8 protein-coding genes and 1 pseudogene are annotated in these 13,558 nt (G+C 44.3%); 5 read left to right on the plus strand and 4 right to left on the minus strand.

Features of this window, described 5'->3' with window-relative positions:
• Window positions 1-654 precede the first annotated feature (654 nt).
• Window positions 655-1,248 carry a hypothetical protein gene (locus ACLFWI_RS15330; protein ID WP_446413640.1) on the plus strand — a complete coding sequence of 198 codons (594 nt, stop codon included), beginning with the start codon at window positions 655-657 and terminating at the stop codon, window positions 1,246-1,248.
• A 225-nt stretch (window positions 1,249-1,473) separates the two neighbouring features.
• Here the strand turns inward: ACLFWI_RS15330 and ACLFWI_RS15335 are convergent, their stop codons facing one another.
• On the minus strand, window positions 1,474-2,151 hold the full coding sequence (locus tag ACLFWI_RS15335; RefSeq protein WP_446413641.1) for a lecithin retinol acyltransferase family protein: 678 nt from the start codon (window positions 2,149-2,151) through the stop codon (window positions 1,474-1,476).
• 188 nt (window positions 2,152-2,339) lie between these two features.
• Between ACLFWI_RS15335 and ACLFWI_RS15340 the strand changes: the two genes are divergently transcribed.
• The 4 genes from ACLFWI_RS15340 to ACLFWI_RS15355 all read left to right on the plus strand — a co-directional run bounded on the left by ACLFWI_RS15340 (window position 2,340) and on the right by ACLFWI_RS15355 (window position 10,376).
• Complete coding sequence (locus ACLFWI_RS15340; RefSeq protein ID WP_446413642.1) at window positions 2,340-3,308, plus strand: homogentisate phytyltransferase; 969 nt, start codon at window positions 2,340-2,342, stop codon at window positions 3,306-3,308.
• 237 nt (window positions 3,309-3,545) lie between these two features.
• Complete coding sequence (locus ACLFWI_RS15345; protein ID WP_446413643.1) at window positions 3,546-4,298, plus strand: tetratricopeptide repeat protein; 753 nt, start codon at window positions 3,546-3,548, stop codon at window positions 4,296-4,298.
• A gap of 80 nt (window positions 4,299-4,378) precedes the next feature.
• Entirely contained in the window at window positions 4,379-8,329 is a 3,951-nt protein-coding gene (locus ACLFWI_RS15350; protein ID WP_446413644.1) for a GAF domain-containing protein, read from the plus strand.
• Window positions 8,322-10,376, plus strand: coding sequence for a response regulator (locus ACLFWI_RS15355; protein WP_446413645.1), 2,055 nt, complete (start codon window positions 8,322-8,324; stop codon window positions 10,374-10,376). The genes ACLFWI_RS15350 and ACLFWI_RS15355 overlap by 8 nt, the downstream gene beginning before the upstream one ends.
• Before the next feature lie 217 nt (window positions 10,377-10,593).
• Here the strand turns inward: ACLFWI_RS15355 and ACLFWI_RS15360 are convergent.
• The 3 genes and pseudogenes from ACLFWI_RS15360 to ACLFWI_RS15370 form a co-directional block, all read right to left on the minus strand.
• Window positions 10,594-11,340, minus strand: a pseudogene (locus tag ACLFWI_RS15360) (bifunctional metallophosphatase/5'-nucleotidase); the annotation flags it as partial.
• Window positions 11,341-11,440: 100 nt separating this feature from the next.
• Entirely contained in the window at window positions 11,441-12,175 is a 735-nt protein-coding gene (locus ACLFWI_RS15365; RefSeq protein ID WP_446413646.1) for a sterol desaturase family protein, read from the minus strand.
• Window positions 12,176-12,436: 261 nt separating this feature from the next.
• Window positions 12,437-13,060, minus strand: coding sequence for a DUF928 domain-containing protein (locus tag ACLFWI_RS15370; protein ID WP_446413647.1), 624 nt, complete (start codon window positions 13,058-13,060; stop codon window positions 12,437-12,439).
• Window positions 13,061-13,558 lie beyond the last annotated feature (498 nt).

Here is a 13,558-nt window from a genome sequence, read left to right on the forward strand (position 1 = left end):
TATGGACTTCCATTATGCTATTGAGAATAACCTTAGTTCAAACCCGCCCTTTTTCCTAATTGTTTACCCATGTAGGGGCGGGTTTATGGACTTCCATTATGCTATTGAGAATAACCTTAGTTCAAACCCGCCCTTTTTCAATTGTCGTGACGTAACATAAGTTTGTAACAGCCAACGCACGCATTACGCCTAGAACTAAAGTTCTGGCTAAAAGCTTAAACCCGTTAAAACGGGTTGAAAGACTTACCTAGTAAGCTCGATTCTTACTTGAGCTTAGTCAAGGGTTTAAGGTATAAATAAACTTTTGTAACAAAGCCTTGACCCTGGAGCAGAACTCCTTCAATGTGCTAAAATAATCCAAATTAAACCGAAAACTCTTAGCGCCACTCAAAGCTGTTAGCCCAGCTCTGAGCAGCTAACCCCCAAACTGACCAGACCAGTCTGGAAGCTAGAAGAAATACTAACACTCCTCTAGCCACTCCGACTTCTTATGGCAACTTGTGCGGGGTGGCTAAGATTTTGGGTCAATCGATTTAGGGTTGAGGATTTAGGCGTTTTTCCGGGCCAAACAGCCGAGATCGCCACAAATCCAGCATCAACTGTCCTAAATCAAGCCAACGCTACCGCAAATACCCAAATCAGGAGTGATTTACCATGTCTGAGAACTTAATCACGGCTGGGGTTGTTGATCCTCGCCAATTTTCTCTGGACGAAGTACGCCACCAAGTCGCTACATTTCTTAACATTCCCCTCCAACAAATCGATCGCATCGAATGCTGGCAACACCAAATCTGGGTCAAGCTGGTGGAATCCCGTGCTATCTTTGTCAGTTATCGCAACTTGCCCCTTTGGATTGAGGCTGGATTAGCGGCGATTGGGCGCTGTACCTCTCGTTCCCAGTTGGATGAATTAGGCGAAATCTTCCGCAGGGAACGCGACTGGTATGATCAGCATGAGCAACCCGAAGCCGTGCAACCTTGGCGTCAGGCGTGGGCAAAACAGGCTGAATACCTGAGAAACGAGGAAGAACGCCTGAAACCCATTCGCGCCCATCAGCAAGCCGGAAGGGATTGGTATGGGGCTTGGGAACGGGTACTCTACTGTTGCCGAGAGTTTAGCCGACTTCAGGGATTAGCCCCAGAAATTAATCAGCAAAGTCAGGACTTTCGGGATTTACCTGAGATAATACAAAAGATGCAGCAATTGTGGCATCAGCGCTGGCAAGAACTATCGGGTGCGATCGCGTAAACGTTTCTGTAGGGGCTAATTTTACCGCATTGGTGTCAACTTAAGATAAATGGCACTGACTTCCATAGCCTGGAAAGAAATGAATTAACTCTTTGAACCCGTTTCAACGGGTTTGAGCTTTTAGCCCCAACTTTAGTTGAGGGCTGAAGTCAGCGACTATTCCCTATTCCCTATTCCCTGTTACCCAAAAACTCGGGTTTCCACCCCAAGTACAAAATAGCCGATCTATTTCACATTCAGCCGATTGCGGATCAGTGTTTCCGTCATCTGAGCAAGCTGATCTAACTTTTCTTTATTCTCCTGCGCCCGTTTCTCATAGTCTTTCTTCCGGACAAGTGCCGCCCGCGCTAAGTCTTCCCTATTTTGTTTCAGCGCTTGAATGGCAACTTTCTGCCAAGCGCTTATCTCCCGAACATCTCGGTTGTACTGCGGTTGTAGAGTATTCCAAACTCCTTTAATTTCAGCTAATGCTTTAGTTAATAACCGATTGGCTTTGTCCGGATCTTTCTCTTGCAGCGCTCGTTTAATCGGTTCGTATAAGTTCTCAGTATTCATCTGAGTAATAATCGGAATAAAATTTTGAATTTGCGGACTTTGACTCACGCCAGTTTTACACCAGACAGCAAAGTGTTCGCAGTTATTAGATAGCAGGTTATATTTTCGTTCACCTAAACGACTCTCCGCACGGCGAACGACTACATCAGGTATAAAATGAGTGGGATACTCCTTGACATATATTTTTCCACCTCTAGCAAATGACGGTAAAGAGGTGCGTTCAATGGTTTCACTGGGTTTGCGGTAGTGGATAACCGTACCGTCGCCACAGTCAATCCCATAATGTTTGTAGACGCCTTGTCGGTTGAACAATTCTCGATAAGCGTAAATTAGATCGCCTCGTGCCATACTTGCCTTTTGTTATTTGTTTACGTCATTTTTCATTTGTTATACTCGCTGTCGCCAGAACCAAGCTACGTCATTCGTTCTTTGTTTGGTGAATTTCACCGTCAAGAAAAGAGTAAACGAGTGGGGATTGATGTTTCGATGTCCCTCAAGAGAGTAAAATCGAATGGGAAAGTCTATTACACTCCAGAATGAGCCAAATTTCTCCATCAACCTTGACTTCTGCCCCTCTCAACCCGCTTAAGCAACCCACAGACTGGTTTTATGCCTTGTGGAAGTTTTCTCGCCCTCATACGATCATCGGTACTACCCTAAGTGTATTGGCATTGTATGTGATTGCCTTAGCGATTACCGACGGTGCGATCGCACTCTCAAATTTAACTCAACTGTTGGGTACTTGGATATGCTGCTGTTGCGGTAATATCTACATTGTGGGACTCAATCAACTCGAAGATGTGGAAATTGACCAGATTAATAAGCCTCATCTTCCCATCGCGGCGGGGGAGTTTTCCAGAAGACAAGCTAAACTGATTATTGCTGTAACTGGACTCTGTGCGCTGCTGTTAGCCCGGATACTGGGAGGATGGTTATTTCTCATGGTTAGCGTCAGTTTAGCCATTGGTACGGCGTATTCCTTGCCACCGATTCGGTTGAAGCGGTTTCCCTTTTGGGCTGCACTTTGTATCTTCTCAGTGCGAGGTGCTGTGGTCAATTTAGGACTATTCTTGCATTTTAGCTGGGTGTGGCAACAGGGTGAAGCGATGACGCCAACGCATGCGGTGTGGGGATTGACGTTATTTGTTTTGGTGTTTACCGTCGCGATCGCGATTTTTAAGGATGTCCCAGATATTGATGGAGATAAGTTATACAATATCACCACGTTCACGATTCGACTGGGTAAGCCAGCAGTGTTTAATATCACCCGATGGATTATTACCCTCTGCTATTTGGGTATGATTCTCGGTGGAGTGCTACTGTTTGACGTGGTTAACCCGCTTGTTTTGGGGATAACACACTTGGCGGCTTTAGTTTTGGTTTGGTGGCGTAGTCAGAATGTAGATTTGCAGGATAAAGTCGCGATCGCCAGTTTCTATCAGTTTATCTGGAAGCTCTTCTTTTTGGAATATCTGATGTTTCCCGCCGCTTGTTTGTTAGCCTGAAACACTGATTACACGGATTTATTGGGGAGATTGGGGTGGGGAGGTGGGAGGTTAGTCGCACTGATTACACGGATTTAGGGGAGAGGTTGGGGTGGGGAGGTGGGAGGTTAGTTAAGCTGTTCGGCATTTAAACCTTAATGTCAAGAAGTTTTCTGTCGGTTTGATTACAATCTGTGTAATCTGTGTTAAGCAAGAGTAAGTTTTGTGCTTGTGTCATTCAATCAATCTGTGTAATCTGTGTTTAATTTAAGTTGGATAGCGGCTACAGTCGTTATTGTCGGTTTAATAACTGTTATTTTTTTGATTGGTAAGACGATCGCGATCGCGTCGTTGTTTCAAAAGGGTATCGCCTTTTATCAGCAACAGGATTACCCCGAAGCGGAAACGATGTTTCGTCAAGTTATCCAGAAACAACGCAGTAATGATATGGTGCGCTTACTGCTGGGTAATACACTCCTGGCACAAAATAAATGGGATGAAGCGGTAGCTGTATTCCGGGATCTAATCCGGCGATCGCCGAAAACTGTGGATGGGTATGTCAAGTTAGCCCAAGCCTTGATTGCACAAGGTAAACTAGAGGAAGCAATGTCGGTGGTTCAGCAGTTGATCCAGCGCCATCCTCAGAACACAGAAATTCCTTTTAGCGTCGGTTTAATGCTATCAAAAATTAATCGATTAGAGACTCTAATTGAGTCGTATCAGACGTTGAGCCAGCAGCATCCGGAAAAAGCTATTTTACATTTAAATCTAGCCAATAGCTTGATGATTCAAGAAAACTGGGAAGCCGCTATAGATGTATATCGTGAATCTATTCGTCTTAACATTAAAAAGCCGCAAGCGTATTGGTATTTAGGGGATGCGTTGAGGCAAAAGGGTCAATTGGATGAAGCCCTAAGCGTTTGGCGAGAGGCAATTGTCCGTTATCCTAATGATCAGGAAGCTCAGTTAAGAATTCGACAAGCACTCAAAGAACAAGGTAAATTTGGATAAAAGGGTGTTTTTCAACAAGTTATCCCCCATCTCCCCCATCTCCCGCACCTTCCCCGCACCCCCGCACCCGGAACCTGATCATGTCTGATCAAGATATCGTTCTCAATACCAAAACCTACGAGTCACTCCAAGCCGAATTAACCTATCTGCGATCGCGTGTGGCACAATTAGAGGCGATGAGCATGCCAGAACCGATTCAAGTTGCCCAACAAAAGGCGCTGTTGGCTGTGGTGACTAAAATTCGGGAATCTCTGGATTTGGAGAGTATCTTTAAATCAACCGCCACCCAAGTGCGTCAACTGTTGAATGCGGATCGGGTGGGGATGTTTCGCTTTGATCCAGAGTCTGGCTGTCGCCGTGGGGAAATTGTTTCCGAAGATGTGGTGTCGCCGTTTACGTCAGCTATCGCCACCAAAGTCGAGGATGACTGTTTTGGAGAAAGACATGCTACTCATTATCAACAGGGGCGGATTTGGGCGGCTGAAGATATCTATGCCTTGAATTTACCTGATTGTCACATTAAAATTTTATCACGTTTCCAAGTTCGAGCTAACTTGGTTGTGCCGTTACTTAAGGGGAATCAGCTTTGGGGGTTGTTGTGTATTCACCAATGTTCGCGCCCCCGCCAATGGCAAAGTGATGAAATCGAGTTTGTCCATCAAATTGCCATTCATTTGGGTGTGGCGTTGCAGCAAGCGGAGTTTGTGGCTCAACTGCGGATGCAGTCAGAGTTGTTGACGAAAGCGGTTAATCAAGCGGTTGAACGGGAGAAAGCGGTTGCGGCTATTATCGATAAGATTCGGCGATCGCTCGATATTAATACTATATTCCAGACGACAACTCAAGAAGCACGGCAGTTGCTGAATGCGGATCGGGTGGCAATTTATCGGTTTAATCCCGATTGGAGTGGTGAATTCGTGGTTGAATCGGTGGCTGAGGGCTGGAAACCGTTAGTCCAAGAGCAATATCAAGATCCCCAGTTATGCCAAAATATTAGTAATTGTAGTATTAAATCCTTAGCCAATCCTCAAATTATTGATACCTATCTACAGCAAACTGAAGGCGGGGACTTTATTAAAGGGGAAGTTTTCCGGGTTTGTCGTGATATTTATACGGCAGGGTTTTCGGATTGCTATATTCAAAGCTTAGAACGGTATCAAGCTAGAGCCTATACAATTATTGCGATTTACAAAGGTAAAAGCCTCTGGGGACTTTTAGCCGCGTTTCAAAATTCAGCACCACGATCGTGGGATGAGACAGATATTAATTTTTTGGTGCAAATTAGTGCTCAATTAGGGGTAGCGATTCAACAGGCTGAACTTTTAGGTAAAGCCCAACGGCGATCGGCAGAATTGCAAACCACACTGGAGGCGCAATTACAACAACGGGCGGATGAGTTAGCCCAGGAAGCGGAACGGGAACGGGCTTTAGCTCAGGTGATTGATAAAATTCGCCAAACGTTAGATTTAAATACGATTTTCCAAACAGCGGCTACAGAAGTCCGGCAATTGTTGGATGTTGAACGAATTGCCATTTATAAATTCCGCGAGGATTATTTCGGCGATTTTATTTTTGAATCGGAAGCAGGAGATTTACCCAAACTGGTGGGGAGTGCTTGGGATGATACCTATTTAAGCCAACATCAAGGGGGTCGATTACGCGACAATGAAGCGGTTTTTGCTGATGATATTTATCAAGCAAATTTAACCGATTGTCATATTGAAACCTTAGAATCCTTTGGGATTAAATCCTTTGCTGTTGTTGCCCTATTTAAAGGGGAAACACTCTGGGGAATCCTGAGTGCTTTTCAACATAGTCAAGTTCGCCATTGGCAAGAACGGGAAGTTAAGTTACTTATGCAAGTGGCAGCCCAATTAGGGGTAGCATTGCAACAGTCGGAATATTTGGAGTTATTGCAAGCGCAAGCCGTCCAGCAAGCCAAAGCTGCTGAACAGGCGCGGGCATTAGCGCGGGTGATTGAAAGCATTCGCCAAACCTTAGATATTGATCAGATTTTTAGTACGACTACCCAAGAAGTACGGCAAATTCTTAACTGCGATCGCGTCGTGGTTTATCGATTCAATCTAGACTGGAGTGGGGATTTTGTCTCCGAATCAGTAGCATCAGGTTGGTCGCCCTTAGTCGGTTATGAGCTGAAATCGGTTTGGTCAGATACCTGTTTACAAAAAACTCAAGGTGGTCGATTTAAAAACCATGAAAATATTGTCGTTAATGATATTTACCAAAGGATTTACTCGACCTGTCATGTCAAGTTGTTAGAGGTATTTCAGATCAAAGCTTACTGTTTAATCCCCGTGTTTGTCGGTGACAAGCTGTGGGGATTATTGGGGGCGTATCAAAACTCCAGTCCCCGTCACTGGGACGCCGCAGAAATTAGTTTACTGACACAAGTGAGTAATCAGTTAGGCGTAGCGCTACAACAAGCCGCCCTCATGGCTCAACTCAAAGATGCTAAGGAAGCGGCTGATGCGGCGAACCGGGCTAAAAGTGAGTTTTTAGCGAATATGAGCCATGAACTACGGACTCCCTTGAATGCGATTCTGGGTTTTGCCCAAGTGATGACCCGTGACTCGACGTTAACTCTAACTCAGCAGGAGTATCTTGGCATTATTGCTCGCAGTGGTGAACATTTACTCACGCTGCTTAATGATGTACTAGAAATGTCTAAAATAGAAGCGGGTCGGATTACACTGAATGAAACCAGTTTTGATCTGTATCGCTTACTCAAAAGTTTAGAAGAAATGCTCCAGCTCAAAGCGGCATCAAAGGGGTTACAGCTAATCTTTGATTGTGCTCCAGAGGTTCCCCAATACGTGTGGGCTGATGAGAGTAAGTTGCGTCAGGTTTTAATTAATTTATTGGGAAATGCGATTAAATTTACAGGGGAAGGGAGTGTCACCTTGCATGTAGAGACGTTGCATGCAACGTCTCTACATGGCACGTCTGTAAACCAATGTATAGGGGCGGGTTTTACCGATAACGTTACCCCCTTGCACAGACGCGCCATGGCGCGTCTCTACGGGGAACGGGGTATAATTTCCCAATCCCCAATCCCCAATCCCCAATCCCTAATCACCTTTGAAGTCGAAGACACGGGTCCAGGAATTGCCCCAGCCGAACTTGATACCTTGTTTGAAGCTTTTATCCAAACCGAAACCGGGCGCAAATCTCAAGAAGGCACAGGATTAGGTTTACCGATTAGCCAGAAATTTGTCCAACTGATGGGAGGAACCATCGCCGTCAGCAGTGTTTTGGGTCAAGGAACAACGTTTCGGTTTACAATTAAGGTTAATCCCGCTCAAGCGGCTGACATTGAGATTCAACAGTCTAAACGGGTGATTGGTTTAGCCCCCAATCAACCCACCTATCGGATTCTGATTGCTGATGATAAATGGGAAAGTCGGGTGTTGTTGGTTAATCTAATCGCACCGATGGGGTTTGAGGTGCAGGAAGCCGAAAATGGACAGCAAGCGGTTGAACGTTGTCAGAGTTGGCAACCTCACCTGATTTGGATGGATATGCGGATGCCTGTGATGGATGGTTATCAAGCCACTCGTCGAATTCGCCAATCGTTGCAGGGTCAAGCCACGGTAATTATAGCCTTGACTGCCAGTGTTTTCGATAAACAGCGATCGGTTGTCTTGTCAGCCGGCTGCGACGATTTCGTTAGCAAGCCATTTCAGGAAGAGGTTATCTTTGAAAAAATGGCGCAACATTTAGGGGTGCGTTATTTGTATGCAGAAGCGGAACCTGCATCTCTCACATCGCCGGATACGTCGCCAGCAACCTTGCAGGGAACTACCCTACAAGAAGCGTTGGCACAAATGCCGACTGAATGGCTGGTACAACTGCACAAAGCTGCACTCAGCGCTAGAGAGAAAGTGATGATCCAGCTTATTGCCCAAATTCCAGAAGAGCAACTATCTCTGGCTCAAACCTTGAGCCAATGGGTTAACACCCTTTCTTTTGATCGCATAGTGGATTTAATACAGCCCCTCCTTCATGAGTGAACGTCAATCTCAAGCCATCAAGGGAGACATATTAATTGTCGATGATATCCCTGATAATTTACGTATTTTGTTTACCATGCTGGCGAACCAAGGCTATGAAGTTCGTCGGGTGATTAGTGGGAAACAGGCACTGAATGCGGTTAATACTGATCCGCCGGATTTAATTTTGCTGGATATTAAAATGCCGGAAATGGATGGGTATGAAGTTTGTCAACGCTTGAAAGCTGACGAACAAACCGCCGAAATTCCGGTAATTTTCTTGAGCGCTCTTGATGAAGTCTGGGATAAAGTGAAAGCCTTTGAAGTGGGTGGCGTAGACTATATTACGAAACCCTTTCAACTCGAAGAAGTAATCGCGCGGGTTAAAACCCAACTAACTTTACGCCATATTCAACAGCAACTGCAAGCTCAAAACGCCACCCTAGCAGAGGCAAAAGCAGCCGCAGAAGCCGCTAATCGAGCGAAAAGTGAATTCCTGGCAACCATGAGCCATGAAATCCGCACTCCTCTGAATGCGGTGATTGGGTTAACCGGAATTTTAGAGAATACAAAACTGGATGCCCATCAACAGGACTTGGTAGAAACGATTCGCCAAAGTGGGGAAACCCTACTGATCACAATTAATGATGTGTTAGATTTTGCCAAGATTGAGTCGGGTAAACTAGAACTTGAATTCAAACCCTTTAATCTACTTGACTGTCTGGAAACCGCTGTTGATCTGTTTGCGCCCAAAGCGGTGCAAAAGGGATTAGAATTAACTTACTTGATTGACCCAGAAGTCCCCTCTACTCTGGTCGGAGATGTCACCCGCCTGCGCCAAATTCTCATCAATTTGTTGAGTAATGCCATTAAGTTCACTGATGTGGGAGAAGTTAGCGTTTCAGTAAAGCTTGAACATCAATACGTCACCGATTCGACTCAAAACCAGGATAGCCAGCTCTCGCCGACTGTTTGCCTTGTGTTTTCGGTAAAAGACACAGGCATTGGTATTCCTCAAGACCATTTTAACCGCTTGTTTCAACGCTTCAGTCAACTGGATTCTTCCACCACTCGCCAGTATGGTGGCACAGGACTGGGTTTAATTATTTCTAAACAATTAACTGAAATGATGGGGGGGGAAATTTGGGTAGACAGTACCTTAGGTGAGGGGTCTACTTTTTCATTCTATGTCGTATTAACGGTAGATCAAGATGCGTCTGAACCCAATTTAAGGACTGCTCAACCTCAGCTTGCGGGTAAACGAGTTTTAATTGTTGATGATAATCCGACAAGTTGCCGAATTTTAACCCAGCAAACCGAATGTTGGGGCATGATTGCTCGGAGTACTCAATCGGGGAATGAAGCTCTAGGTTGGCTGAATCAAGAAGAAGCCTTTGATCTGGCAATTATTGATCGGCAAATGCCCGAAATGAACGGGCTAACTCTGGGTCTGCAAATCCATAACCAAGCTGGGTTTAATAAATTGCCTTTGGTATTACTCACACCTGTGGGCAACTTGACAACAAAAACCGCTTTAATTGAGCGTCATTTTGCTGCTTGTTTACCTAAACCGATTAAACTTGGACAACTTTATAATACTTTGACTAAAGTTTTGGTAAAACAGGCTACTTCTATTGAGTCTAAATCGGCTTCGCCCAAATCTGAAGATTCGCCTCTTGCCCAACAGTTGCCGTTACGGATTCTTTTGGCTGAAGATAATCTTGTTAATCAAAAGGTAGAATTGTTACTGTTAAAACGCTTAGGTTATCAAGCTGATTTGGTCAGTAATGGTCAGGAAGTATTAGAGGCACTCTCTCGTCAATCTTATGACGTAATATTGATGGATGTACAGATGCCAGAAATGGATGGCTTAACCGCTACCCGTCACATCTGCAAAAACTACTCCCAGCGCCCTTGGATTGTGGCTCTAACAGCTAATGCGATGCAGGAAGATCGAGAAACGTGTTTAAAGGCGGGGATGGATGATTATATTAGTAAACCGATTCGCCAAGCTGATTTGATTCGGGTCTTTAAAACGATTCCTTTGCGTCAAGTACCAACACCCTAATACAAAAATACTAAATTCGAGTAGAGACGTTGCATGCAACGTCTCTACAAAATGATGTGTCCTAACCGCTATGGCGGTTGCTATACTTCTTTCCTGTTATGGATTCAACAGGTAGTATTTCCCTCACTAAACCCTCGACATTCCTATTTAAAAATCAAGCGTCCTTCGACTTTAGCGTCAAGAAGTTGATGAGAACCCAGATATTCTTCAAGGACAATTCCACAATACTGTTAGTATCGTCATCTACGGTTATATCAAAACGTCCAATCTGATCTGTACCAACGGCGGCTTGTGAAATCAGAATGTTATTCACTTGTGCTGGCTGTTCTAGCAGTGTATGGGAGTGTCCACCAATGATCATATCCACTCCCCACGCAGGATCTAGCATCTCCGCTAGTTTTTTATCTTCTTCAATACCGATATGGGTAAGCAGAACCGTCAGGTCAATATCCTCATTTTTGTAGGCGTTACAAATCTTTCCTACTTCTGCAGCGGCATCTTCTAAACCAACAAATGTGCTAATACTTGTGTCGAGTTTTAATGCTTTAAGCACTTCTTCCGTCACAATACCGATGAACATGATATCAAATCCATCAACATTGAGGATTAGATAAGGATTCATCAATCGTTTACTGTACTTCTTGATATACAAGTTGGCATTGACGATGGGAAAGTTTGCCATCTTTTCCAGAAATAGCAAATGAGGAAATCCATAATCTAATTCGTGGTTTCCCAAGGTTACTACATCTGGCGCCAGGTAATTCATAATTTCTATGGTTGACAAACCCTTGAATTCGGTATCAATCATAGACCCTTGGAGCATATCGCCAGAAATCACATAAAGCGTGTTTTTCTCTTCTTGGCGCACTTTATTGATATAGCCGGAAAGCAGTGCTAGTCCACCAATCAAATTGCCTTCTCCAGCATTCCCTGCTACATTAAGATGGAGAGCGATTCGCATCATCTTCAGGCAACACAAGAATGTGAGGTTTATACTGGTTTGGACTCATAGCTCTATTGCGAAAAACTTAAATGAGAGAAAGCCGGCTGGATATCCAAGGCAGTTAAGTACCAAGCAACTTATCCCAGAACGTGAAGTACAATCCGTAATGTACAGTGTACTGGCGATGATGTATCGAATGATAAGTTGCCCCGATAAACCACTTCCCCAGCCAGTGGTGAAGAAATGATGAGGGAAATAGCTCGAATCCCAGATGAGACACTACTGCCCATATTGTCATCGTAATCAGTGCCGCCGCTAAGGTGATAAAATGGAGCGGAACGATAAAGATGATAATCACAAAGAAGAGTGACTGTATAATTGCCTCTGGTAGATCAAATGCGAAGGAACTCCAGGGGGTTGGTTCTCCCGAACGGTGGTGTCCAGAATGCATCCATTTAAACAGCCAAGGGTGGTGAAAAAGGCGGTGGATAAAGTAAAAGTATGTATCCTGAAGCACAAGCACTGCCACAAAACTAACTCCTATATACCACAGTCCATATTCATCTGGGTTAGTATAGAGGAGTGTTACTCCCAAACCGTACTCTGATAAGATTAGCGCTGCACAAAAAGCAAAAACAGTTGCCGATAGAACCGATAATACGATATCATTTCTGATGGAATCATTCATCAGTGGCTTCAGACGCAAACTGTTTTTGGCGAGAGACTTTCCCAGAACGACATAAAAGAGCCAATAGGCTCCCCCAGCAATAAGAAAGTATCGGACAAGAGTGACTCCAAAGAAGACTAAGTAATAATACTCAAATGAGTGGTTTGTTAACTCGTTTGTAAATTGCAAGTTTCCTCCTTTTTATTTTTAAATCCGACTTCAGCTAATTAAATTACCCTCAGAGCCTACTGCTATACTTATGGTCTCACATCTAATTAATTAATAAAAAATGCCCACAGATAGATTTTGGGCATCTTTGATCAAATTGACGTTTGACGACTTTATTTGAATGCAACTTGGTATAAGGACAAATCACGTAGCTTGCGGATCAAGGGAAGCGAGTGTGAAGAATGCAAATCCCCAGGGTTAAGTTTAATTTTTCCCACCTACTTATTGAATACTTTCCTCTCCATAAAAAGCGGCTCTATCTACAGGAGACCATGGCTGAAGTTTGCTGAGTAAGGCGGGATCAGGTTGAATGCGCTGAATCTGCCCTTGTACTTTAGGACTATCAGGTCGCAGGGATTGTCCACAAATGAGTAAAAACGACCACTGATAGGTCTTGCCAATTTCCAGAGTTGGTGCATCAATAGGTAGTTTAAAGCTGACCAAACCGCTCTGATTAGGAAGTGATACGGTTTTTTGGTAGAAATACTCTTCTGTTTCATCCTTGAGAATAAATACAGCGTCTTGAGCCACTGTTGGTGGGATGTAGACAAAAAAGGTGGGACGTTCGGCTACCGTGAATCCATGATTTGTGGCTAATTGGAACGGTGTGACTGATGTTCCCAGCTCACTTGTGTCATTGGGACAGACACCACCATCCCGTGAGGCTCCCCCGGCTGAATCTTTGGGCGCTCCTTTCCTGTCAGGAATAAAGGTCGCACTGGCTGTTTCAGACAGGGGTATGGTTTGAGCACGTAATGATACGGCGAAACTACTAACCAGTAGCAGCTTTAGTAAAAGACCTACTGACAAAAATGCAAGAGGTTGAGGTGTATATTTCCAAGCCATGATCAAAAACCCTCGTGAAGAAGAATGAGCTGTAGTGCATCACAGGGATTTCTAAGCGGCATCCCGTAACAGACAGACAAATAAAATACGCATTTTACTAAATTAATGGCAACTTGTCTATTTATTTTTGAGCATACCAATTCCCTAGTAAAGCAACTGAAGAATGGGAGAGTACCTACAACCCTGGATGTGTCGCCCCGGTTAACACTTAGTTTTTATCGTGGAGTGTGGGGTCACACCCCTTAATTATTATTAATACCCAGTATAGTATCATAACGTGGAATGAACTGTGCCTATCAACATGAATTCTTCACGTTTATCAATACTTAGACAATAGGTAGGGCTTACTGCCAAAAGCGGAAACCCTTAAAAATAAAGCTTTTGACGACGATTAAAGTTGATTTGGTGCAAGCTTCTCAGCCTCGATAGATAAAAAATCCTACCCAATAGCGAGGCAAACCAATAGCGAGGCAAACCAATAGCGAGGCAAACCAATAG

The sequence above is a fragment of the Coleofasciculus sp. genome, from assembly GCF_046539235.1.
In the GTDB taxonomy this organism is placed as follows: Bacteria; Cyanobacteriota; Cyanobacteriia; order Cyanobacteriales; family Coleofasciculaceae; genus Coleofasciculus.